We start from the raw sequence: 22,610 nt of genomic DNA on the forward strand, positions 1-22,610 counted from the left end.
CCTGTTCGGACCCGTCCTCACGGCGGCGGACGGCCTTGGGGAACTGGCCGCGCACGCGCTTCAGATCGGCGAAGACGCGGTAGCGCCCCTCGCTCTTGACCTGCTCCACGGCAGTCTGGAAGGCGGCCTTGTAGTCGTACATCAGGAGGAATCCCGTGGTAATCGAGGCTCTTCCTCCCACCGCCGTCCGCCTGCGTCACCTCCGGTAAACCCCTGACGCCGGAAGGGTCTATCCGGCGAGGATCGTCATCCGCACCAGTTCCGACAAACTGCGGGCCTGCATCTTGGTCATGACGTTGGCGCGATAGACCTCGACCGTGCGCGGGCTGATCTCGAGGTCGTAGGCGATCACCTTGTTGGCGCGGCCGGCGACCAGGCCCTCCAGCACCTGACGCTCCCGGGTCGACAGGGAGGCGAGACGCTCGCGCACCTCGGCGTCCTGTCCCTCGCGCTCGGTGGTCCCTGCCTGGTCGGCGAGGGCCGAGCGGATCGAGGACAACAAGGCCTCGTCGTCGAACGGCTTTTCGATGAAGTCCTTGACCCCGGCGCGGACGGCCTCGATGGCCAGCGGCACGTCGGCGTGGCCGGTCATGACGATGACCGGGTGGCGCACGCCCATCTCGGACAACCGGCGAACCATCTCCAGTCCGTTCATGTCGGGCATGCGCACGTCGGTGACGATGCAGCCCGGCGCGAGCGTGCCGGCGTGGACCAGCAAGGCCGCAGCCGACTCATAGGTTCTCGACACCAGTCCCGCCGTGTCCAGCAGGAAGGCCAGCGAATCCCGGATCGCGGGATCATCGTCGACCACATGAACGATGGGCTCATTCGCCATCATAGAGTTCCTCCTCGCCTACAGAACGCAGCGTAAAGCAGAATCGGGTGCCGCCGCCCGGATTCGGCTCGACCCAGATGCGACCGCCATGGGCCTCGATGATGGTGCGCGAAATCGACAGGCCGACGCCCATGCCGGTCCGCTTGGTGGTGACGAACGGCTGGAACAGCTGGTCGGCGATGTCCGGGCTGATGCCCGAGCCGGTGTCGGCCACGGTGACCTGCGCGTGATCGTCGGCGACAAGGTCGAGGCGGATGTCGAGAATCTTGCGCTGCGCCTCCTCCATCGCCTCGATCGCATTACGGATCAGATTCAGAACCACCTGCTGGATCTGGACCTTGTCAGCCAGCACCAGGTCGACCTCGGGCGAAAAGCGGAACAGCACGCGGATCCCATGTTCCTTGGCCCCGACCAGCGCCAGGGCGCTGGCTTCCTCGATCAGCTTCGGCAGACTTTCAACGCGGCGTTCGGCCTCGCCCCGGGCGACGAAATCGCGCAGGCGGCGAATGATGTCGCCCGCCCTCAGCGCCTGGTCGCCGGCCTTCTGGATCGCGTCCTTCAAACGGTCCCGCGCGATCGTTTCCGCGTCCAGCAGGCGCAGCGAGCCCTTGAGATAGTTGGCCATGGCCGACAGCGGCTGGTTCAGTTCATGCGCCAGGGCCGAGGCCATCTCGCCCATGGCGGTGAGGCGGGAGATGTGGACCAGTTCGGACTGCAGTTCCTGAAGCCGCTGCTCGGTCTGCTGGCGCTCGCTGAGGTCGCGGACGAATCCGGTGAAGAAGCGCTGGTCGCCGGAAATCATCTCCCCGACCGCCAGCTCCATCGGGAAGGTCGAACCGTCCTTTCGCTCTCCGACCACGACCCGGCCGACGCCGATGATCCGCCGCTCGCCCGTGGTCAGATAACGATCGAGGTAGCCGTCGTGCTGCTCCCGATAGGGTTCGGGCATCAGCATCCTCACATTCTTGCCGATCACCTCGTCCGGGGTCCAGCCAAACAGGCGCTCGGCGGTGGGGCTGAAGGACTGCATCATTCCGCGCTCGGTGATGACGATCATGGCGTCGGGCACCGTGGCCAGGATGGACTGCAGGTGCGCCTCGCGCGCCCGGAGATCCCGGTTCACCGTCACGGCCCGCGACCGCATGTTCTGGAACGCCTCGCCCCCGGCGGCGATCACCAGACCCAGCAACAGGAAGACGGAGATGCTGGCGAAATCGCCCGCCGCCAGCGCCCCCGCCGACCAGGTGACGTACATGCCGCAGGCGAGGCCGAGCACCGTCGCCAGCGCGCCGGGCAGGGCGCCGCCGAGGGCCGAAGCCACTACAATGGCCGGAACGAAGAACAGAAGCGTCAGCCGGTGCTCCAGCCACGGGACCAGGGCCAGACGCACCGCCAGCCCTCCCAGGGCCCCAAGCACGGCGGCGGCCACACCGGCGCCGGCATGGCGACTCGCCAGCATCCAGTCCCAGGCGGTGCGGCCTTCAAGCGTGGTCTTCGGGATCGTGATCGTCATCATCGCCTCCGCAACAACCCGTAGGTGAAACACCCGAATTCCGCCAGTCGCGCACGGCGGCTACTTCACCGGCATCGGGCCGCCGGCCCCAGTTCAAGCTTACGGAAGCCGCCATGACCGCTCCCCGCGTCGACCTCTCCATCCATCATGCGCCGAAGGGCGTGTCCGACCGCGTCGCCCTCGGCTTCGTCAAGGCGCTGCGCTTCTTCGCCGACACCTTCTTCGCCAAACGCTACGGCCACCGCGCCGTGGTGCTGGAAACCGTCGCCGCCGTGCCGGGCATGGTCGGGGCGACCCTGAACCACCTCAAGGCCCTGCGCCGGATGAAGGACGACAACGGCTGGATCCGCACCCTGATGGACGAGGCCGAGAACGAGCGGATGCACCTGATGACGTTCATCGAGGTAGCGCAGCCGACCCTGTTCGAACGCTTCATGGTCATCGCCGTGCAATGGGTCTTCTACCTGTTCTTCTTCGGCCTCTATCTGGTGTCCGCCAGGACGGCTCACCGGGTCGTCGGCTATTTCGAGGAAGAGGCCGTCATCAGCTACACCCACTACCTCGCCGAGATCGACGAGGGCCGCAGCCCGAACGTGGCCGCGCCGGCTATCGCGCGCCGCTACTGGAACCTCCCGGCCGACGCGACCCTGCGCGACGTGGTGCTGGTGGTTCGCGCCGACGAGGCCCACCACCGGGACGTCAACCACGGCTTCGCCAACGAACTGGCCGGCGCCGCTCCGGTCGCCGTCGCGTCCTGCCCGCCGCACGTCGAACTGCAGCCCGCATGGAAGGCGGCGTAGCGGCGAACGAGAGGCCGGGTTCCCGCATGTCGATCCGCACCCTTCCGCCCGCCTGGCGTCCCCACGCCGCGCGCAACCTGCCCCGCTACACCAGCTATCCGACGGCGGTCGCCTTCGAGACCGCCGCCGGGGAGGAGGAGGCCCGGGCGTGGCTGGCCGCCACCCGCGCCGACCAGGCCATCTCGGCCTATGTCCATGTGCCCTTCTGCCGGCGGCTGTGCTGGTATTGCGGCTGCCACACCAGCGTCTTCCATGAGTACGACCGGGTCCGCGCCTTCTTCCAGACCCTGATGCTGGAGGTGGACCTGTGGGCGGACGCCATCGGTCCGCACGCCGGCGCCGCCCATCTGCATTTCGGCGGCGGCAGTCCGAACGCCCTGTCGCCCGAGGATTTCAGGGCTCTGGTCCTGCATATGGCAGACCGGTTCGCCTTGCGCCCCGGCGCGGAAGTCGCGGCCGAACTGGACCCGGGCATGCTGACCGAGGCCTTCATCGACGCTTGTGGCGAAGCCGGAGTGACGCGGGTCAGCCTCGGCGTCCAGACCTTCGATCCAGAGGTCCAGGCGAAGGTCAATCGCATCCAGCCGTTCGACATGGTCGCCGCCGCCAATGACCGGCTGCGCAAGGCGGGGGTCGCCGCAATCAATTTCGACCTGATGTACGGCCTGCCGGGGCAGACGCCGGAGAATTTGGCGGCGTCCACGGAGGCGGCGGTCACCCTGCGCCCGGATCGTGTGGCGGTGTTCGGCTACGCCCACGTGCCGTGGATGAAGAAGCACCAGGTGATGATCCGGGAGGCCGATCTGGCGGACGGCGACGGCCGCTGGGCCCAGGCCGAGGCCGCCGATCAGACGCTGCTGGCGGCCGGCTATGTCCGCATCGGCCTGGATCACTACGCCTTGCCGGAGGATCCGTTGGCTGTCGCGGCGGCATCGGGGATGCTGCGCCGCAATTTCCAGGGCTACACCGACGATCCGGCGCCCGTACTCGTGCCGATCGGTCCGTCCTCGATCGGCCGTTTCGCGGAGGGATTCGTGCAGAACGCCGCGGCGACCGATGTCTGGGGCCGCGAAGTGGAGGCGGGCCGTCTCCCGGTCGCGCGCCGGCTGGCTGTCAACGCAGAAGACGAGCTGCGTGCGAACGTGATCGAGCGCCTGATGTGCGACCTGACCGTCGATGTCGCCGAGGTCTGCCGGGCGCATGGCTTCGCCGCCGCGACCCTGGACAGTTCGATCGTGGCCGCGGATCGGCTGCAGGCCGACGGCCTGTGCCTTGTCGCCGGCCGGACCATCCGGATTCCGCCCGAGGCCCACCGCGTCATGCGCGTGGTCGCGGCCTGTTTCGACGCCCGCCTGCCCGTCGCCGCGAGCCGGCACGCCCGGGCGGTGTGACCTCCGGGACATCCCGCACTGGGGGAAGCCCGGAGTTTGTCGACCGACAACGTCCCGCCACCCTGATCGACGGAATGAAAGCTTCAATTGGCCGGATTCGGGATCTCCCGCGCGGCCGCAAGGATATCGCGAGATGACAACCAAGAGACTTTGGATCGTCCTCGCCCTGATCATGGCGACGTCGTTCGCCGTGCTGGGGATGATGGGGCGGGAGATAAACCGGCAGGCGCCGCCCATACCGGCGCAGGTCGTGGACACCTCGGGGCGGGTTCTGCTCACCCGCGAGGACATCCAGACCGGTCAACTGGCCTGGCAGTCCATGGGCGGCCAGCAGGTCGGCTCGGTCTGGGGCCACGGCGGTTATGTCGCGCCGGACTGGTCGGCCGACCAGTTGCACCGCGAGACCATGGCCCTGCTGGAGATGTGGTCGCAGCGCGACCATGGGCAGTCCTGGGCCAGCCTCGACCTTGAGCGCCAGGCGGCGCTGAAGGCCCGGGTCAAGCGCGAGATGCGCACCAACACCTATGATCCGGCGACCGACACCATCACCGTCTCCGCCGACCGGGCCGCGGCCATGCGCGAGGTCAAGGCGCACTATGTCGCCCTGTTCAGCGACGACCCCGCGCTGGAATCGCTGCGCGAGCAGTACGCCGTCGCCAACAACGCGGTGCCGGACATCAGCCGCCGCAACCAGATCGCCGCCTTCTACTGGTGGGCCAGCTGGGGCGCCGGCACGCAGCGTCCGAACGATGTCATCACCTACACCTCCAACTGGCCGCACGAGCCGCTGATCGACAACGTGCCGACCCCCGCGAACATCGTCTGGTCGGTGGCCAGCGTCCTGCTGCTGATCTTCGGCGTCGCCGCCCTGGTCTTCTGGCATGCGCGCCAGCCAAAGGAAGAACACCTGGAACCGCCCACGGCCGATCCGCTGATGGGCATGAAGCCGACGCCCTCGATGAAGGCGGCGGGCAAGTATTTCCTGACCGTGATCGCCCTGTTCCTGCTGCAGGTCGGGCTCGGCGCCGTCACCGCCCACTATGCGGTCGAGGGCCATGACTTCTACGGCATTCCGATCTCGGAATGGATTCCCTACGCCGTGACCCGCACCTGGCACACCCAGCTGGCGGTGTTCTGGATCGCCACGGCCTGGCTGGGCACGGGCCTCTACATCGCCCCGATCGTCTCGGGCAAGGAACCGCGCTTCCAGGCCCTCGGCGTCAACGTCCTGTGGGTCGCCCTCGTGGTGGTCGTGCTGGGCTCGATGGCCGGCGAATGGTTCGGCGTGCAGCAGATCTTCGACCTCGACACCAACTGGTGGTTCGGTCACCAGGGCTGGGAATACATCGATCTCGGCCGCTTCTGGCAGATCCTTCTCTTCGTCGGCCTCGTCCTGTGGCTGGTGCTGGTGACCCGGGCCCTGTGGCCGGCGCTGAAGGAGAAGTCCCAGGCCAAGCCGGTGCTGGTGATCCTGTTCCTGTCCACCGTCGCCATCACCCTGTTCTATGCGGCCGGCTTCATGTGGGGCAAACACACCCACATCAGCATGGTCGAGTACTGGCGCTGGTGGGTCGTCCACCTGTGGGTCGAGGGCTTCTTCGAAGTGTTCGCCACCGCGGTGATCAGCCTGCTGTTCGTCCGCCTCGGCCTGGTCCGGCCGGTCGTCGCCAACGTGGCGGTCGTCTTCGGCACCATCGTCTTCATGACGGGCGGGGTGCTGGGCACGGCGCACCACTGGTATTTCGCCGGCACGCCCACCTCGGTGATGGCCATCGGCTCGGTGTTCTCGGCCCTCGAGGTCGTGCCGCTGGCCCTGGTCGGCTTCGAGGCCTTCGAGAATTGGCGGCACACCAAGGCGGCCCCGTGGGTCAAGGCCTACAAATGGCCGATCCTGTTCTTCGTGGCCGTCGGCTTCTGGAACCTGCTCGGCGCCGGCGTCTTCGGCTTCATGATCAACCCGCCGCTGGCCCTCTATTACATCCAGGGGCTCAACACGACGGCGACCCACGCCCACGCGGCCCTGTTCGGGGTCTACGGGATGCTGGGTATCGGCCTGCTGCTGTTCTGCTTCCGCAGCCTGGCCCGGCGGGAGGGGTGGAGCGATACGTTGCTGGCCTGGACCTTCTGGCTGCTGAACATCGGTCTGGCGATGATGCTGTTCCTGTCGCTGCTGCCGATCGGGGTGGTGCAGGCCTTCGCCAGTATCGAGCACGGCATGTGGTACGCGCGCTCTCCGGCGGTTCTTCACTCGCCGCTGGTCCAGACCCTGGTGTGGATGCGCGTCCCCGGCGACGTGGTGTTCGGGGCGGGCGCCGTCACCCTGGCGGTCTTCGCCGCCCGGCTGGTGATCGCGGGTCTCAAGCCGAGGCCCGTGGCCGACCCCGCCGCCGAGCCGGCGGTGCTGCCGGCCGAGTAACGGGACCGACAGCGTACGGGGCGGGGAGGGGTTCGCCTCTCCCCGCCCTTTCTTTTTCTGAGGATGCTTTTCCCGTGACCACGACAGCTCAGTCCATCCGCCGCTACTCCGGCCCGCCCGTGTTCAGTTTCGGCTTCAGGCCCTTCTTCCTGTTCTCGGCGGTATGGGCGGCGGCGGCCGTGCCGATCTGGGTGGCGTCGATGACGCTGGGCGATGGCACGGTCGGGAGCATGGACGGGCGGCTGTGGCACATCCACGAGATGCTGTTCGGCTATCTGGCCGGAGTCATCGCCGGCTTCCTGCTGACGGCGGTGCCGAACTGGACGGGCCGCCTGCCGGTGACCGGCCTGAAGCTGGCGGGCCTGTTCGCCCTGTGGGCGGCGGGCCGGGCGGCCGGATTCCTTCCCGCAACCATGGCGGTTCCGGCCGCGGTGATCGACAGCGCCTTCCTGCTCGTCTTCGCCGGCCTGATCTGGCGTGAAGTGCTTGCGGCGAAGAACCGGCGCAACCTGCCGGTCTGCCTGCTGGTGTCGGTGCTGGCCGCCGCCAATATCGCCTTTCACCTGCGCGGCGCCCTTCCGCTGTTCGGTCCGGGCGCCGAGCGGGCCGCTGTGGCCGTCGTCACCGGCCTGATCGCCCTGATCGGCGGCCGGGTGACCCCCAGCTTCACCCAGAACTGGACCCAGGCGAACGGAATCGCCAGGGGCCCGACCGCCTTCAACCGCTTCGACGCCGGCGTGCTGGCGCTCACCGCCGTGGCGCTGGTCGCATGGGTGGCGGCGCCCCACGCCCTGTTCACGGGAGGGGCCATGGTCGTCGCCGGGCTCGCCAATCTGGCCCGTCTGGCGCGCTGGCGCGGCTGGCTGGCGCGGCGCGAGGCGCTCGTCTGGATTCTGCACCTTGGTTATGCGTGGCTCGGCCTGGGGCTGATCCTGCTGGGACTGGCCGCGCTGGTTCCGGACGCCGTTCCGTTCACCGCCGGCGTCCATGCCCTGACGACGGGGGCGATGGGCGTCGAGACCCTGGCCATCATGACCCGGGCCACGCGAGGCCATACCGGCCGGCCGCGGGTCGCCGACCGTTCGACGACGGCCATCTACCTGTTGATCCTGTCGGCGGCCGTGGTGCGGGTGTCGGCTCCCTTCCTGACCGAATGGACCGCAGTCCTGCTGGCCGTTTCGGCGACGCTGTGGGCCCTGGCCTTCGCCGGCTTCGTCGCCGCCTACGGGCCGATGCTGTGGCGGCGGTCGCTGTGACTTTGCGCCCGCGCAAGGCGGCGGCCGCCGCGTCGTGCGACCCATCCGGCATGACCTGTCCCGCCGCCGACTGTTGTGACCCGGTGATGTGTCCGACCGACCTGTGCTGTCACGGGGACTGCCACTGTTCGCCTTCCGCTCCCCGTGGCGACCGGCTGATGTTGCAGGCGCTCGGGCTGGGCGCAGCGGCGCTGGCCGTCGTCGGCGTGGCCCTGCCGGTTCTGCCCACGACGCCGTTCGTCCTCCTGTCGGCCTGGGCGTTCGCCCGGTCCTCGCCGCGGCTTGAGGCCTGGCTGCGGGACCACGCCCGGCTCGGTCCGCCGCTGAAGGCCTGGGAACAGCGCCGCGCCATCCCGCCGGGGGCCAAGGCGGCCGCGGCGGTGAGCCTGCCGCTCAGCGGCTTTCTGGTTCACGCATCAGGGGCCGGCCTTGCCGTCACCGCCACGGTCGCGGTCGGGCTGGCCTGCGTGGGCGGCTGGATTCTCACCCGACCGTCCTGAGCGGAGCTTGCGCGCCGACAACGACGCCGAGGCGGCCCCGCGCCATCCAACCCCGCAGGAGATCCCATGAGCCCATCCCCCGCCGCCATCGTCGCCGGCGCCTGTTTCCCCGGCCCCCGCTCGGAAAACGAGACCTGGGTGCGGGGTGAGTTCCAGGCGGTGCTGGATCAATGGTTCGACTGGCGCAAGGGCCTGTTCGCCGACGATCCCTGCCTGGTCGGACCGGAGGATCGGCTGTCGCCCGAGCGGCTCGAGCGGCGCGAGGTCCTGTCCCGGGAACTGGCCGAGTTGTGCGAGGCGCTGACGGCGGAGACACCAACCTTCACCCCCCGCTACATCGGGCACATGAAGGCCGAGGTGTCCCTGCCGGCGCTGCTGGGCTGGCTGGCGGCCATGCTGCACAATCCCAACAACACCTCGCGCGAGGCCAGCAAGGTCGGCACGGTGATCGAGGCCGAGGCCATCGCCATGCTGGCGGCCATGGTCGGCTATGACCCCGCGAGGGCCGAGGGCCATTTCACCTCCGGCGGCACGGTGGCGAATTTCGAAGCCGTCTGGCGGGCCCGCTACCGGCTCGACCACTGGCTCAGCCTCGGCCTCTACATCGCCGAAAAGACCGGCGAGCCCCTCGACGTCTTCGCCTCGGCCCATATGGGCTGGGACCGGTTCCGCCAGCTCTGGGACGAGCATGGCCTGACCGACGCCGTGCTGCGCCGCTACAGCGCCGCCGTCGGCGTACCGGCCGCCATCTGGCTGCGGATCGGCCGCGCGGCCGGCCGGGACTATCTGGGTCCGGTGCTGCTGGTCCCGGGCAACAAACACTATTCCTGGTCAAAAGCCGCCAACCTGTTCGGCCTCGGCGAGGAGTCGCTGTGGGCGGTGGATCTGGACGCCGAGGGGCGGCTCGACGTCGATGATCTGGACCGGCTGATCCGGCGGGCGGAGGCCGCAGGCCGGCCCGTGCTTATGGCGGTCGGCGTGGCCGGGACCACGGAGACGGGCGAGATCGACCCGATCGACGCCCTGCACGACCGGCTGGAGCGCTGGGAAGCCGAGCGGGGCGTGCACATCTGGCGGCATGTGGACGCGGCCTACGGCGGCTTCCTGTGCGCCATCCTGGGCGGGCCGGACGAGGATGTTCTCACCCCCGCCAGCGTCGCTGCCTTACGGGCGATCGGCCGCGCGGACTCCGTCACCATCGATCCCCACAAGCTGGGCTATGTTCCCTACGCCTGCGGGGCCTTCCTGACGCGGGACACCGCGCGCTACGCCGTCTCGGCCTTCGACGCACCCTATCTCGACCGCCCGGAACTCGGCGATGGCAAATGGTCGTCGACCCTGGAGGGGTCGCGTTCGGCGGCCGGAGCCGCTGCGGTCTGGCTGACCGGGCGCACCATGGGTTTCGGCCCGTCCGGGCTGGGGGCGCTGCTCGCCGAAACCGTGCGGGCGCGGCAGGCGTTCGAGACCGCCCTCGGCGACGCCGTGCCGGAGGTGCGGTTTCTCCAGCCCGCTGACGCCAACATCGTCTGCTTCTCCATCGCGGCGCGGGGAGAGACGCTGTCCGCCGCCAACCGCCGCACCACGGCCCTGTTCGACCGGATCCACTGTTCGCCGGAGTTCTCGGTTTCGAAGACCACGCTCGGGGCCGACTATGCCGCCACGGTCGCGCGCCATGTCGACGGCTTCAGCGGCGTCGTCGATGCGCAGGGCATGGTGCTGATCCGCTGCGTCTTCATGAACCCCTACTGGGCGGCCCCGGAATTCCGCGTCGCCCTGTTCCCGCCCTTCATCGCCCTGGTCCGCGAGAGCCTCGGCCATGATCTTGAGGCCGCGGCGTAAAATCCCACCGGATCAGGCAGGCGTTGCAGGGCGGGGTCTGAACGCCGGACGACGCTGCCGCGCGGGGACGATTCCGGCGAGCCGGCCGAGTCGCGGCGTCGCACCGTTGGCGCGGCCTCACCGTATAATTGCGGAGCCCGCCCGTTGCGTCAGCGCAAGGAGGACGGCGCGGCGCGGGCTCAATTGGGCGCACGGTCCGCTCCGGGCCGAACGACGCTTCCGGGTCCGCCATGCTTCTCTCCACCGTTTCCGCCGCCGCCCTGATCCTGGCGGCCGGTGCGCCGCAAGACGCCACGCACATCGCTCACCTGACGGCGCCGGACGAGCCGGTCGTGCTTGCCGATGTGATGGTCCAGGCCCGCCGTGATCCGGTGGATCCGGCGGTGGCCGCGCGCGCCCGCGCCGAGGCGCAGGAGACGCCGGGCGCGGTCGCCGTGGTCAGCCGCGAACAGTACGTCGATCATCTGGCCATGCACCTCGGCGACGCCCTGCACGCCGTGCCGGGCGTCTACGCCGAAAAGCGCTGGGGTGAGGAGGTCCGCCTGTCGATTCGCGGATCCGGCGTGGGCAATTCCTCTCATAACCGCGGCGTGGTGCTGGCCCAGGACGGCGTGCCCTTCAACCAGGCGGACGGCTTCGGCGACTTCCAGGAAGTCGATCTGCTCAGCGCCCGCTATATCGAGGTGTTCAAGGGCGGCAACGCCATCCGCTTCGGCGGCGCGACCATGGGCGGGGCCATCCAGCTCAACACTCCGACCGGTCGCGACGCCCCGGCTCGCAATGAGCTCAGGCTGGAGGCCGGCTCGTTCGAAACCTGGCGCGCCCACGGCGAGATCGCCCGCCAATGGGGCGATGACGACCTCTGGGCGGGCGTTTCTGTGCTCGGCGCCGACGGCTGGCGGGATCACTCCGCCCAGGCCTCGCAACGTCTCAGCCTGAACCTCGGTCACAGATTGGGCGAGGGCCGCGAAATCCGGTTGCTGGTCAGCGCCGCGGACATCGAGAACGAGATTCCCGGCGCCCTGACCCTGTCGCAGGCGCTGGAGAACCCGACCGCCGCCGCGGCGGCCAATACGGCGAAGGACTACCGCCGGGACATGACTTCGCTGCGCGGCTCCGTCCAGACCCGTTGGCGTCTGGACGAGGCGTGGAGCTTCGAGGGCGGCGTCTACGCCGCGGTCAAGGATCTGGACCACCCGATTTCGGTGGTCATTGACCAGCAGAGTCGCAACATCGGCGCCTTCGGCCGCCTCGACTGGACCGGCACGCTCGGGGGACGGAACGCGGACCTGTTCATCGGCGCATGGCTGCGCGACGGCAGGCTGGACGGGCTGACCTTCCAGAACAACGCCGGCGAACGCGGAGTCCTTACCGGCGACAACACCCAGCGCGCCACGGCCCAGGACATCTTCGCCGAGGGCCGGCTGTTCGTCACCGAACGCCTGGCGCTGGTGGCCGGCGGCAGCTGGGGCCGGGCCACGCGCGACTACGCCGATCACGTCAACCCGGCGCGCGGCGCCTCGAAGGATTTCGACTGGTTCGCCCCCCGGATCGGCCTGTTGTGGGAAGACGGCGGCGGGCGGCAGCTTTTCGCCAACCTGACCCGCTCGGTCGAGCCGCCGCATTTCTCCGCCTTGGTGCAGACGCCTTATCCGGACTTCGTGCCGGTCGAGGCCCAGGAGGCCTGGACCGTGGAAATCGGTACGCGGGGGCGCAAGGGTTCGCTGTCATGGGACGTGGCGCTTTACCGCATGACGGTCGAGAACGAGCTGCTGACCTTCCTGACCGCGCCCGACATTCCCGCAGCCACGTTCAATGCCGGCGATACGGTGCACCAGGGCCTCGAAGCCGGGCTGGACTGGATGATCTGGCGGGACGGCGAACGCCGGCTGAAGCTGCACCAGACCTGGGCATGGACCGATCTGCGCTTTGACGGAGACCCCCACTACGGCGACGGCCGGCTGCCGGTCGTTCCGGAGCACCATTATCATGCCGAGCTGAGCTACAGCGCCGGCCGTTGGTCGCTCGCGCCCTCCGTACAGTGGACGCCGAAGGACAGCTGGGTCGACTACGCCAACACCCTGAAGTCGCCCGGCTATGCCATCTGGTCGCTGAACGCCGTCCTGGCGGTCACCCCGAAGGTCAAGCTGTTCCTTGACGCCCGCAACCTGACCGACAAGCGCTACATCGCCAACGCCAGCGCCGTGACTGACGCGCGCGTCGCATCCACCACGGTTTTCTGGCCGGGCGAGGGCCGCAGCGCCTTCGTCGGTCTCCGCGCCGCTTTCTGAAAGGACACGCCATGAGAACGCCCACCATGCTTCTGGCCGCATTGGCCGCCCTTGCTGCGGCGGGCGCCGCCCAGGCCCACGTCGTCTTCACCCAGCCGCAGGCTGCGGCGGGCGGCCACTGGGCCGGCGCCCTGCGGGTCAGCCACGGCTGCGACGGCTCGGCCACCACGGCTGTCAGGGTTGAAATTCCAGCCGGCATAGTTGTCGCCCGGCCGCAGCCGAAGGCCGGCTGGACCATCTCCGTCGAGCGCCAGCCGCTGGCCGAGCCCGTCGCCGCCGAGGGCGGCGGCTTCCTGACCGAGCGGGTCAGCGCCATCACCTGGACCGGCCGGTTGTCTGACGATCAATTCGACGAGTTCGGCCTGGCGGCGAAACTGCCGTCCGCGGCGGGATCGCTGGTCTTCCCGGTGATCCAGACCTGCGAGCAGGGCGAAGCGCGCTGGATCGAGACGTCCGTGGCAGGCGAGCCGAGACCGGCGCATCCGGCTCCGGTCCTGATCCTGGGCGCCGGCGCGGCGCACCACTAGCTGGTACGCTCGCTTTCCGACGGCTGCAGCCGTCCGGAACTGCGCCCGACGCCCGCCCGTTCGCCTCTGTGCGGGCCTCGATCGGCGTCTTTGACATCAGGAGGGGCGGCGAAGGCGTATGGAAGACTTCTACCTCCCGATTCGGGCCGTCCATATCTGCGCGGTGACCGCCAGCGGACTGCTGTTCGCCGTGCGCGGCGGGGCCTTCAACCTGTCGGGCGCCTCCTGGCCCCGAGCCTTCCCGGTCCGGCTGGTCTCGTGGATCATCGACACCATCCTGTTGGGCGCCGCCCTGACGCTCACGGTCCTGGTGCGTCAGTTTCCGTTCGTGGATCACTGGCTGACGGTGAAGGTGACCCTCCTCGTCGTCTACATCGGTCTTGGAACCCAGGCCTTCGCCGCAGCCCGTTCGCGGCGGATGCGGATCGGCTTCTGGCTGGCGGCGCTCGCGGTGTTCGGCTTCATCGTAACGGTGGCGCGGGCCCATCATCCGCTCGGACTTTTCGCTGGAATCGGCGGTTAGAAGTTGTTCGCCCGCCTCCGTAAAAACCCTCTACGGGAACGCCCGTAGGGGGAAGCGTTGACTGCAATACTCAACTAACACATTCAAAATAAACGGTAATATTGGCCTACTTCCCGACCTCGGCAAGGGCGGCCTGCGACATCTGGGCCGGCGGTCGCCGAACGTTGTGCCCGCGCAATGTCGGCCCCCGGAGAGGCTCCTAGACCGGTGCGCATCGGGGCCGAGCAAGCGCCCCCGGGGACCGAACATGAAACTGACCGCCCTTCTCACCAGCGCCGCCGCCCTCGCCATGATCGCCGCGGTTCCGGATTTCGCTCTCGCCCAGGAGGCCGCCGCCGCTCCGGCCCCGGCCGCCGACATCATCCGCCGCGCGACCGATCTGCCGGCGCCGCTGACCGCTTCCGGTCCGCGCCATCATATCGTGAACCTTGAGACCACCGAGGTGATCGGCCAGCTGGAGGACGGGACCAGCTACACCTACTGGACCTACAACAACCGGGTGCCCGGGCCGTTTGTCCGCGTCCGCGTCGGCGACACCGTCGAGGTCAACATGGCCAACGCCGCCAGCAGCGTGATGATGCACAACGTCGACTTCCACGCCGTGACCGGCCCCGGCGGGGGAGCGGCGGCGACCAACGCCAACCCCGGCGAGACCAAATCCTTCACCTTCAAGGCCCTGCAGCCCGGCCTCTATGTCTATCACTGCGCCACGCCGATGGTCGCCCAGCACATCTCCAACGGCATGTACGGCCTGATCCTGGTCGAGCCCGAGGGCGGCCTGCCGGCTGTCGACCACGAATTCTACGTGATGCAGGGCGAGATCTACACCGAGGAAGACCAGGGCACGCCGGGCCTGCTGACCGAGAGCGTCGAGAAGCTGCTCAACGAACAGCCGACCTATTACGTCATGAACGGCGCCTTCAAGGCCCTGACCGGCGAGAACGCCCTCAAGGCCGAGGTTGGCGACACCGCCCGGATCTATTTCGGCGTCGGCGGTCCGAACAAGATCTCCAGCTTCCACGTCATCGGCGAGATTTTCGACCGCGTGTATCGCGACGCCTCGCTGACCAGCCCTCCGATCACCGATGTGCAGACCGTGCTGGTGCCTCCGGGCGGGGCCACGGTGGTGGATCTGACGTTCGAGGTTCCCGGCAGCTACATCATGGTCGACCACGCCCTGAGCCGGGTCGACCGCGGCGCCGCCGGCATCATCGAGGTCACCGGACCGCAGAACCCGGACATCTTCCGGGGCTCGCCGGAAGCCCACAATCACATGGAACACTAGTCGCCAGTCTGGTGTGCGACCTGCGGCCGTCGGGGATGTCCCCGGCGGTCGCTTTTTTTAACCGGAGAGAGTCCATGGCGATGAGACGCACGGCCGTGCTGGCCTTCATACTGGCCGCGGTCCCGGCCGCGGCCTCGGCCCAGGCGACCGACACCAACGCCCGCATCCTTTTCGAAAGCCGGCTGCGCAGCGAGACGTTCGATCAGCAAGGCTTCGCCGACCAGGCCCACGCCCTGACCCTGCGCGCGCGGCTGGGTTGGCGCTCGGCGACGGCGCGTGGCCTGCAGCTGCTGGTCGAGGGGGAGGGAGTCGCGGTGCTGGACGACCGCTATTCCGCGCCGGTCGATCCGGTTCCCGGCCGTCCCGCCGTGGCCGACGGCGAGACCCTGGAGCTGAACCGGGCGCTGGTGCGCTGGACCGGCCTGCCCGAAACGGAGGTCACCGTCGGCCGCCAGCGGCTGGTGGTGGGGAACAGCCGCTTCGTCGGCAATGTCGGGTGGCGCCAGAACGAGCAGACTTTCGACGCCGTCCGGATGACCACCACGGCGCTGAAGCCCGTCACCCTGACCTGGGTCTTCGCCGACCGGGTCCAGCGCCCGCTCGGCCACGAGCATGCCCAGGGCGTCTGGCGAGGCGACATCCACCTGTTGCAGGCCGAGGCGGACACGCCCGTCGGCCGGTTGAGCGCCTTCGGTCTGGCCATCGATCTCGACAACGCCGCGGCGCAGTCGTCGACCACGATCGGCGCGCGGCTGGCCGGGTCGCGGACGGTGGCTGACGATCTGTCGCTGACCTGGGCTGGCGAATACGCCGTGCAGTCCGACAACGGCGCCAATCCGGCCGACTATGCGCTGGACTTCCAGGCGGCGGCGGTGGGGCTGCAGACGCCGCGCTGGTCGGCCGGCCTGGGCTACGAGCGGTTCGACGGCGACGGCGTCTCCGGCTTCCAGACGCCGCTGGGCACGGGTCACGGATTCCTGGGCTGGTCCGATGTCATCACCATCACCCCGGCGTTCGGCGTCCGCGACCTGTTCCTGCGCGGTCATGTCGGCGTCCCGGCCCGGGGCCGCACCGTCCGCCTGACCGCCGAGGCGCACGTCTTCCATGACGCGAACGGCGATCTCGATCTGGGCCGGGAGCTGGACCTGTCGGCCGCCCTGCCGATCAACGGCCATTGGTCGGTGGAGCTGAAGGCGGCGCATTTCGACGGAGACCATCCGGCCTTCGGCGACGCCGACAAGGGCTGGTTGATCCTCGAATACCGCTACTGACGGGAGAGGGGGCGGCGACCGCCCCCTCCGGTTCAGCCTAGCCGCATTTCGAATAGCCGCACTCGAAACAGGTGTCGCAGCCTTCCTTGCGAACCAGGCCGCCGGCGCCGCAGCGGGGGCAGCAAGCCGTCGGGCGGGGGACGGCGGTCTGACCGGCCGGCGAAGGCGCGGCATGGTCGTGAGCCTCGCAGGCGGCCGCGTCCCGGGCCAGGTGGCGCTCGATCACCCCGCCGATCGCCGCCAGCAACGAGGGCACATAGCGACCGTTCAGCCAGCCGCCGCCGCGCGGATCGAACACCGACTTCAGCTCGTCAGCGACGAAGGAGACGTCGCCGCCGCGCCGGAACACGGCCGAGATCATCCGCGTCAGGCCCAGGGTCCAGGCGTAGTGCTCCATGTTCTTGGAGTTGACGAAGATCTCGAACGGACGCGGCCCGTCGGGGCCTTCGACGTCGTTCAGGGTGACGTAGACGGCGTGGGGGCTGTCGGGCCATTTGATCTTGTAGGTGGAACCGGTCAGCGCCTCGGGCCGCGGGCTCAGACGAACTTCGGCGGGCGGGGTCGGAGCGGGCGCGGCGACCGGCGTCGCCGCCAGCACCGAGCCGGTGACGGCGTTGGGCCGGTAGGTCGTCAAACCCTTGCAGCCCAGCCTCCAGCCCTCGACATAGACATCGGCGAAGGCGTCGAAGGCGATGTCTTCGGGGCAGTTGACGGTCTTGGAGATCGAGCTGTCGATCATCTCCTGGGCGGCGGCCTGCATGCGCAGGTGCTCGGCGGGGGTCAGGGTCTGGGCGGTGACGAAGGACCCGGCCGGCGGCGGGGCGTCGCCGTGCAGCCGTTTCCACACCGTCAGGGCGTAGTCCTCGACCGCCTCCTCGCGCTTCGACCCGTCGGGCTGCAGCACCTTGCGGGTGTAGGCGAAGGCGAACACCGGCTCGACGCCGGACGAGACATTGCCGGCCATCAGCGAAGTGGTTCCGGTCGGGGCGATCGAGGTCAGGCAGCCGTTGCGCAGGCCGTGGCGCGCGATCAGGGCCCGCGTCTCCTCGTCGAGTTCGAGCAGGTTCGGCCGGTCCAGCACCGCCGGATCGTAGAGCGGGTAGGGGCCCTTTTCGGCGGCCAGTTCGGCCGAGGCGCGATAGGCCTCGCGCTTGATGACGCCGAGCCAGCGCCGGGTGATTTCGGCCGCCGCCTCGCCGCCGTAGGGAATGCCGCAGAACACCAGGGCGTCGGCCAGGCCGGTGACGCCGAGGCCCAGCCGCCGCTTGGCCCGGGCCTCCTCGGCCTGGGCCTCCAGCGGGAAGCGAGAGACGTCGATGACGTTGTCGAGGAAGCGGATCGCCGTGCGCGTCAGTTCGCCCAGTCGCTCCTCGTCGAGGGCGGCGCCAGGCTCGAACGGGCTGTTGACCAGCCGCGCCAGATTGATCGAGCCCAGCAGGCAGGCGCCGTAGGGCGGCAGCATCTGTTCCCCGCACGGGTTGCTGGCCGAGATCGTCTCAACGCCGGCCAGGTTGTTCCGCTCGTTGACCCGGTCGATGAAGATCACCCCCGGCTCGGCGACGTCGTAGGTCGCCTGCATCAGCCGGGCCCACAGGTCGCGCGCGGGCACGGTGCGCCAGGTCTCGCCGCCGAACACCAGCGGCCAGTCCGCCCCCGCCTCCAGAGCGCGCATGAAGGCGTCGGGGACCAGCACCGAGACGTTGAAATTCCTTAGCCGGGCCGGGTCGCGCTTGGCGTCGATGAAGGCCTCGATGTCCGGGTGGTCGATGCGCAGGCAGCCCATCATGGCGCCGCGCCGCTGGCCGGCCGACAGGATGGTGCGGCACATCGAGTCCCACACATCCATGAAGCTGAGCGGGCCGGAGGCGTCGGCGCCGACGCCCTTCACCGGAGCGCCCGACGGTCGGATGGTCGAAAAGTCCATGCCGACGCCGCCGCCCTGCTGCATGGTCACGGCGGCCTCGCGCACGGCCTCGAAGATGCCGTTCAGATCGTCCGGCACCGTGCCCATGACGAAGCAGTTGAACAGGGTCACGGCGCGGCCGGTGCCGGCTCCGGCCATGATCCGGCCGGCGGGCAGGAACTGGAAGTCGGACAGGGCCTCGGCGAAACGCTCGCGCCAGTGGCGCCTCAGCTTCGGCGTCTCGGCCTCGGCGATCGCCGCCGCCACCCGCGCCCAGGTCTGTTCGACGGTGTCGTCGCCGCCCCCTTCGGTCGGCTTGAAACGGTATTTGCTGGACCAGATGTCGGCCGCGAGCGGATTGTCGAACGCCATGGGGGGAGTCTCCTTCGACGCGGAAGCTGGCCGATTCTGTCCGACGGGAGATTGTTCGGGCGCAACGACGGAACGGCCCTCCCGTGTCATCGCGGCGCCTCAAGGAGATGAGTCCATGCGACCCCAATCCTCGCGCCTCGACCTGATTCCCGAAGCGGATCCGCGCAGTCTGCGGCGCTGGGGCGTCACCGACTGCGACCAGATCGACCGCCGCGCCCTGACCCGAAGCCTCACGCGGCTGCAGCACGACGAGGTCGCGCCCCCGGCGGACATGACCCGTCTGATCCGCCACATCCGCGATCGCTATCATCGCGCCCTTGTCGGGGTGATCGAAGACGCCGTCGCGCTGGCGACCGCCTGCGAGGTCGCGCACAGCGACAAGGAGCTCTGGCCGCACGGCCTGTGCGACCGGCTGATCGGGATCCTTGAATCGATCGAGCACCACCAACAGCGCGAGGACGCCGTCGTCTTCCCCCTGCTGCTTGCTGACCAGCCGCAGGCTGCGAAAGCGGCGAGAATCATGGAAGCGGAGCACGCCGGGATCCAGGGGCAACTCGACGTCGTGCTTGCCCTCACGCGGGGCTTCGAGGTTCCGGCGCAGGCCTGCGCGAAATGGCGCGTGCTCTATGTTCTCTGCTGCAAGATCAATACCGATGTCCGCGAACAGATGAGACTGGAGGAACGTGAGCTGTTCTCTCCCTGCATCCGGGAATCTACGGAGGTGTCTGTTTGTTCGGACGCAATGTTTGGGTGAAAGCAAAGACTAGAAGAGATGCATGCCGCGAACATTTCGCGCATTCACTTTTAAGGTCCAAGTCATGTTCCTGAAACTTCTCCCCATGGTATGCGCGGCCGCCGCGCTGATCGCCGCCACGCCGGCCGCCGCGGGCGAACACGTCGTCCAGATGCTGAACCGCGGCGCCGGCGGGGCGATGGTCTTCTCGCCCGCTCTCGTGCAGGCGCGGCCCGGCGACACCATCCGCTTCGTCCCCACCGATCCCGGCCACAACGCCGAAACGATCGCCGGAATGATCCCGGCGGGCGCGACGGTCCAGCGCGGTCCCATGGGCCGTGAGTTCGTCCTGCGAGTGGCCCAGCCCGGGGTCTATGCCGTGAAGTGTACGCCGCACTACAGCATGGGCATGGTCGCCCTGATCCAGGTCGGGCCGGCCGGTTCGAATCTGGAAGCGGTCCGGACGGCCGTGGCCCGCACGCCGCCGCTGGCGCGCCGGCGGTTCACCGAGATGTTGACCCGGGTCCGCTGATCCGGGGGCAAGGGGAGGCCGGCCTTCAGGGGCCGGCCTTCAGCCACGCCTCTGCGAGACCGCCGGATCAGCCGACGCCGTTCTCCGCCAACTGGGTCAGGGCGCGGGGGTCGCGAACGACAATCCGGCGCCGGGCGCTGCCGGTCACGCCCCGTTGATCCAGGGCCGCCAGGGTTCGGCTGACCGTGTGCAGGGTGGAGCCGGCCATTTCGGCGAGATCCTGACGGGTGATCGGAAAATCGATCTCGATGCCGGCGCTGGTGGGCCGCCCGGCCTTTTCCATCAGGCGCAGCAGGGTACGCGCGATCCGCTGCTCCACCCGTTCGCCCGTCAGTTCTCCCATCCGGCTCTGGAGATCCATCAGGCGCGCCCCGGCGGCGGCCGTCGAGCGCAGCCCGATCTCGGGATGCTGCCGGATGAGCTGGCGGAGCGCCGGAATGGTCCACCAGATCTCGACACTGTCGATCACCGCGACGGCGTCGGCGGGAAAGGCCTGGTTCATCAGGGCGGCGACGGTGCCGTACATTTCGCCCGGCCCGATGAAGCGGAGGACCGACTGCCCGCCGTCCGCCCGGGTCTGGACGATCTTGACGCGGCCCTCCAGCAGGCTGTGGCCGCTGACCCCCGGATCGCCCTGGGCGAAGACGCGGGTGCCAGCGGAAAGCCGCCGCACCAAACCCGCGGCGACGACGGCCTCCAGCGCTTCGGGCGCCAGGCCGGAAAACATCTCGGAGCGCCTCAGGATCTCGATATCGAAAGCGACGGGCATGGGCGAATCCACGGACCGCCGGCGGCGACGGCCATCTCACCAGAGCGTCCGGGGGGCGCCACGTCGACTCCGGTAAACCCCCTAGGGAGCACTCCCGAATATCGGCGGGGCGGGGCGGGACTCTAGTTTAGGGGCCTCAAGTTCATCGGACGACCTCCATGACCGCTCTTCGCATCTGCGACATCACCGACCGGCCGATTGCAACGCCGCGCGCCGAAACGCCGGACTGCCATCTGTGCGACGTTTTCGCGAACGCTTCGACGGCCCCGCGATCGCCCTTCGCGCCGGGCGAACAGCTGTTCCGGCAAGGTGATCCGGTCCGGCTGGTCTATCGCGTTCTGAAAGGCGCGGCGATCAGCTACCGCCTTCTCAGCGACGGCCGCCGCCAGGTCACCGGCTTCCACCTGCCCGGGGACTTCGTCGGTCTCGAAGCTGGCGTCGAACACGCCACCACCGCCGAAGCCCTGAGCACGGTCCACGCCTCGGCGATCGAGCGCGCGGAACTGGCTGAGCGCGCCGCCACGGACATCGGTCTGGCTCGCGCCCTGTGGCAGGTCACCGTCCGGGCGGTTCAACGGAGCGAGGACCACGCCCAGATTCTGGCCCGGCAGGGCGCGACCGAACGTGTCGTCGCCTTCCTGCTCGAATTCGCCGGACGTCTGGGGCATCCGGAATTCATCGACCTGCCCATGACGAGGCAGGACATCGCGGACCATGTCGGCCTGACCATCCATACGGTCTCCAGGACGCTGTCCCAGCTGCAGGCCGACGGACTGATCGAGGCGCGTTCGACAAGGCATGTGCGGCTGCTGCAGCGCGATCGCATGGAATGCATCTGCGCGTGACCTCCCTTGGCGACAATCAGGCGCCGCGCCCGGCGGTCTTCCTCGTCGATGACGACCCGGCAGTCGCGCACGCCGTGCAATTCTCCTTCGACCTCGAGGGCCTGGATGTCCGCAGTTTCACGGACGCCGAGAGCCTGCTGGCCTCGGGAGCCTTGCCGAACAAGGGCTGTCTGATCCTGGACTATCACCTGCCGGGCGTGGACGGGCTGGGCCTGCTCGAGCGGCTGCGGGAGAATGGCGTGCGCCTGCCGGCGGTTCTGATCACGACCAACCCCCGCCCCCATCTGAGGGCGCGCGCGGCGGCCGCCGGTGTTCCGATTATCGAAAAACCTCTGCTCTCCGACGCTCTCCTGAGTGCGGTGCGCAGCGCGCTTTCTCACATTGACCAGGCGCCGACGGCCTCTGCGCCGTAGCGGTAACAGCCGGGCAGACCGACTTTCAGTCCATCCGTCGTCGGGAACACGCGGCGCGTTGAGGCGAGCGATATGACCTCACCCTGAGCAGCGCCACGCCGGTGGCGGCGGTTGCCGCCGCCGCCAACAGGCTCGCCGCGGAGACGGCGCACAGGATGCAGTGGCCGGTCGTGGGTCCGCAAAGGTTCGCGGCTATGGCCATATGGTTGGCGGCTGCGAAGGCGCAGATGGCGCCCGAGGTCGCCAGGATCGCACCGGACACGATCAGAGCGGCGCCGAGTATCTGTGATTCCTGGTTGTCGTCGCGTTGCATCCGGGCCTCCTGATTTTACTGAAACCATGATTTTGAGGCGTGAGCTTTGCGTTGGCGCAAAGCGGCGGGCTGCGAGTCGGGGCACGCAGCAGGGACTCTCTCACCGAGGCCCAACGAATGCCGACCACCGTCTCAAGGAATGCCGACATGCCGGGCGACGTGGCCGCCCTGTACCTCTTCCTGGGCGCAGCGGCGATCGTGGCCCTGCTCGCGACCGCCTTCACCGACGATGCGGCGTTCCGCTTCCACGGCTATATTCTGATGGCGGCGTCGGTCGTGGCGC

The 22,610-nt window shown here is 68.9% G+C and carries 20 protein-coding genes and 1 pseudogene; 15 read left to right on the forward strand and 6 right to left on the reverse strand.

What is annotated here, in order from left to right:
• The 3 genes and pseudogenes from VN378_RS10490 to VN378_RS10500 all read right to left on the reverse strand — a co-directional run.
• A pseudogene (locus VN378_RS10490) lies at window positions 1–142 on the reverse strand (5-aminolevulinate synthase); the annotation flags it as partial.
• A gap of 87 nt (window positions 143–229) precedes the next feature.
• Window positions 230–835, reverse strand: coding sequence for a response regulator FixJ (gene fixJ, locus VN378_RS10495; RefSeq protein WP_325743523.1), 606 nt, complete (start codon window positions 833–835; stop codon window positions 230–232).
• A complete protein-coding gene (locus tag VN378_RS10500; protein ID WP_325743524.1) occupies window positions 825–2,348 on the reverse strand; it encodes a PAS domain S-box protein in 1,524 nt (507 codons plus the stop codon). Before VN378_RS10500 ends, fixJ begins: the two co-directional genes overlap by 11 nt.
• Before the next feature lie 113 nt (window positions 2,349–2,461).
• Here VN378_RS10500 and VN378_RS10505 point away from each other — a divergent pair, with 113 nt between their 5' ends.
• From VN378_RS10505 to VN378_RS10555, 11 genes are all read left to right on the forward strand, one after another.
• Entirely contained in the window at window positions 2,462–3,148 is a 687-nt protein-coding gene (locus tag VN378_RS10505) for an alternative oxidase (RefSeq protein ID WP_325743525.1), read from the forward strand.
• Window positions 3,149–3,174: 26 nt separating this feature from the next.
• Entirely contained in the window at window positions 3,175–4,539 is a 1,365-nt protein-coding gene (gene hemN, locus VN378_RS10510; protein WP_325743526.1) for an oxygen-independent coproporphyrinogen III oxidase, read from the forward strand.
• Window positions 4,540–4,672: 133 nt separating this feature from the next.
• Complete coding sequence (locus tag VN378_RS10515; protein WP_325743527.1) at window positions 4,673–6,955, forward strand: nitric-oxide reductase large subunit; 2,283 nt, start codon at window positions 4,673–4,675, stop codon at window positions 6,953–6,955.
• 74 nt (window positions 6,956–7,029) lie between these two features.
• Entirely contained in the window at window positions 7,030–8,211 is a 1,182-nt protein-coding gene (locus VN378_RS10520; RefSeq protein WP_325743528.1) for an NnrS family protein, read from the forward strand.
• A gap of 158 nt (window positions 8,212–8,369) precedes the next feature.
• Complete coding sequence (locus VN378_RS10525; RefSeq protein WP_325743529.1) at window positions 8,370–8,711, forward strand: YbaN family protein; 342 nt, start codon at window positions 8,370–8,372, stop codon at window positions 8,709–8,711.
• A gap of 66 nt (window positions 8,712–8,777) precedes the next feature.
• Window positions 8,778–10,550 (forward strand): pyridoxal phosphate-dependent decarboxylase family protein, encoded by a 1,773-nt coding sequence (locus VN378_RS10530; protein WP_325743530.1) that lies wholly within the window; start codon window positions 8,778–8,780, stop codon window positions 10,548–10,550.
• Between the two features lie 230 nt (window positions 10,551–10,780).
• Complete coding sequence (locus tag VN378_RS10535) at window positions 10,781–12,841, forward strand: TonB-dependent receptor family protein (protein WP_325743531.1); 2,061 nt, start codon at window positions 10,781–10,783, stop codon at window positions 12,839–12,841.
• A gap of 11 nt (window positions 12,842–12,852) precedes the next feature.
• Window positions 12,853–13,368 (forward strand): YcnI family protein, encoded by a 516-nt coding sequence (locus tag VN378_RS10540; RefSeq protein ID WP_325743532.1) that lies wholly within the window; start codon window positions 12,853–12,855, stop codon window positions 13,366–13,368.
• A gap of 118 nt (window positions 13,369–13,486) precedes the next feature.
• Window positions 13,487–13,891: a SirB2 family protein gene (locus tag VN378_RS10545; RefSeq protein WP_325743533.1), complete on the forward strand. Its 405-nt coding sequence runs from the start codon at window positions 13,487–13,489 to the stop codon at window positions 13,889–13,891.
• 247 nt (window positions 13,892–14,138) lie between these two features.
• Entirely contained in the window at window positions 14,139–15,176 is a 1,038-nt protein-coding gene (nirK, locus tag VN378_RS10550) for a copper-containing nitrite reductase (protein ID WP_325743534.1), read from the forward strand.
• 74 nt (window positions 15,177–15,250) lie between these two features.
• Entirely contained in the window at window positions 15,251–16,447 is a 1,197-nt protein-coding gene (locus VN378_RS10555; RefSeq protein ID WP_325743535.1) for an alginate export family protein, read from the forward strand.
• 37 nt (window positions 16,448–16,484) lie between these two features.
• Here VN378_RS10555 and VN378_RS10560 read toward each other — a convergent pair whose 3' ends face one another.
• Complete coding sequence (locus VN378_RS10560; RefSeq protein ID WP_325743536.1) at window positions 16,485–18,722, reverse strand: adenosylcobalamin-dependent ribonucleoside-diphosphate reductase; 2,238 nt, start codon at window positions 18,720–18,722, stop codon at window positions 16,485–16,487.
• 115 nt (window positions 18,723–18,837) lie between these two features.
• Here VN378_RS10560 and VN378_RS10565 point away from each other — a divergent pair, with 115 nt between their 5' ends.
• Both VN378_RS10565 and VN378_RS10570 read left to right on the forward strand, forming a co-directional pair.
• Entirely contained in the window at window positions 18,838–19,476 is a 639-nt protein-coding gene (locus VN378_RS10565) for a hemerythrin domain-containing protein (protein ID WP_325743537.1), read from the forward strand.
• 64 nt (window positions 19,477–19,540) lie between these two features.
• Complete coding sequence (locus VN378_RS10570; RefSeq protein WP_325743538.1) at window positions 19,541–19,987, forward strand: pseudoazurin; 447 nt, start codon at window positions 19,541–19,543, stop codon at window positions 19,985–19,987.
• A 67-nt stretch (window positions 19,988–20,054) separates the two neighbouring features.
• On the opposite strand, the gene VN378_RS10575 is transcribed toward VN378_RS10570, so the two are convergent.
• Window positions 20,055–20,756 carry a Crp/Fnr family transcriptional regulator gene (locus VN378_RS10575; RefSeq protein ID WP_325743539.1) on the reverse strand — a complete coding sequence of 234 codons (702 nt, stop codon included), beginning with the start codon at window positions 20,754–20,756 and terminating at the stop codon, window positions 20,055–20,057.
• A gap of 158 nt (window positions 20,757–20,914) precedes the next feature.
• Between VN378_RS10575 and VN378_RS10580 the strand changes: the two genes are divergently transcribed.
• Together VN378_RS10580 and VN378_RS10585 are read left to right on the forward strand one after the other, a co-directional pair.
• Window positions 20,915–21,601: a helix-turn-helix domain-containing protein gene (locus VN378_RS10580; protein ID WP_325743540.1), complete on the forward strand. Its 687-nt coding sequence runs from the start codon at window positions 20,915–20,917 to the stop codon at window positions 21,599–21,601.
• Complete coding sequence (locus VN378_RS10585; protein ID WP_325743541.1) at window positions 21,586–22,014, forward strand: response regulator transcription factor; 429 nt, start codon at window positions 21,586–21,588, stop codon at window positions 22,012–22,014. Before VN378_RS10580 ends, VN378_RS10585 begins: the two co-directional genes overlap by 16 nt.
• Before the next feature lie 25 nt (window positions 22,015–22,039).
• Here VN378_RS10585 and VN378_RS10590 read toward each other — a convergent pair whose 3' ends face one another.
• Window positions 22,040–22,327, reverse strand: a complete 288-nt coding sequence (locus VN378_RS10590) for a hypothetical protein (protein WP_325743542.1) — start codon at window positions 22,325–22,327, stop codon at window positions 22,040–22,042.
• Window positions 22,328–22,610: the final 283 nt, after the last annotated feature.

Origin of the sequence: Brevundimonas sp., from assembly GCF_035561115.1 — a bacterium.
In the GTDB taxonomy this organism is placed as follows: domain Bacteria; phylum Pseudomonadota; class Alphaproteobacteria; order Caulobacterales; family Caulobacteraceae; genus Brevundimonas.

Bases quoted from the DNA above. Each gene is read 5' to 3' on its own strand.
- VN378_RS10575 (WP_325743539.1), bottom strand. From the start codon at position 20,756: ATGCCCGTCGCTTTCGATATCGAGATCCTGAGGCGCTCCGAGATGTTT.
- nirK (WP_325743534.1), top strand. From the start codon at position 14,139: ATGAAACTGACCGCCCTTCTCACCAGCGCCGCCGCCCTCGCCATGATC.
- VN378_RS10585 (WP_325743541.1), top strand. From the start codon at position 21,586: ATGCATCTGCGCGTGACCTCCCTTGGCGACAATCAGGCGCCGCGCCCG.
- VN378_RS10570 (WP_325743538.1), top strand. From the start codon at position 19,541: ATGTTCCTGAAACTTCTCCCCATGGTATGCGCGGCCGCCGCGCTGATC.
- VN378_RS10545 (WP_325743533.1), top strand. From the start codon at position 13,487: ATGGAAGACTTCTACCTCCCGATTCGGGCCGTCCATATCTGCGCGGTG.
- VN378_RS10590 (WP_325743542.1), bottom strand. From the start codon at position 22,327: ATGCAACGCGACGACAACCAGGAATCACAGATACTCGGCGCCGCTCTG.
- VN378_RS10530 (WP_325743530.1), top strand. From the start codon at position 8,778: ATGAGCCCATCCCCCGCCGCCATCGTCGCCGGCGCCTGTTTCCCCGGC.
- VN378_RS10565 (WP_325743537.1), top strand. From the start codon at position 18,838: ATGCGACCCCAATCCTCGCGCCTCGACCTGATTCCCGAAGCGGATCCG.
- VN378_RS10555 (WP_325743535.1), top strand. From the start codon at position 15,251: ATGGCGATGAGACGCACGGCCGTGCTGGCCTTCATACTGGCCGCGGTC.
- VN378_RS10505 (WP_325743525.1), top strand. From the start codon at position 2,462: ATGACCGCTCCCCGCGTCGACCTCTCCATCCATCATGCGCCGAAGGGC.
- VN378_RS10525 (WP_325743529.1), top strand. From the start codon at position 8,370: ATGTTGCAGGCGCTCGGGCTGGGCGCAGCGGCGCTGGCCGTCGTCGGC.
- VN378_RS10515 (WP_325743527.1), top strand. From the start codon at position 4,673: ATGACAACCAAGAGACTTTGGATCGTCCTCGCCCTGATCATGGCGACG.
- VN378_RS10500 (WP_325743524.1), bottom strand. From the start codon at position 2,348: ATGACGATCACGATCCCGAAGACCACGCTTGAAGGCCGCACCGCCTGG.
- VN378_RS10580 (WP_325743540.1), top strand. From the start codon at position 20,915: ATGACCGCTCTTCGCATCTGCGACATCACCGACCGGCCGATTGCAACG.
- VN378_RS10540 (WP_325743532.1), top strand. From the start codon at position 12,853: ATGAGAACGCCCACCATGCTTCTGGCCGCATTGGCCGCCCTTGCTGCG.
- fixJ (WP_325743523.1), bottom strand. From the start codon at position 835: ATGGCGAATGAGCCCATCGTTCATGTGGTCGACGATGATCCCGCGATC.
- VN378_RS10535 (WP_325743531.1), top strand. From the start codon at position 10,781: ATGCTTCTCTCCACCGTTTCCGCCGCCGCCCTGATCCTGGCGGCCGGT.
- VN378_RS10560 (WP_325743536.1), bottom strand. From the start codon at position 18,722: ATGGCGTTCGACAATCCGCTCGCGGCCGACATCTGGTCCAGCAAATAC.
- hemN (WP_325743526.1), top strand. From the start codon at position 3,175: ATGTCGATCCGCACCCTTCCGCCCGCCTGGCGTCCCCACGCCGCGCGC.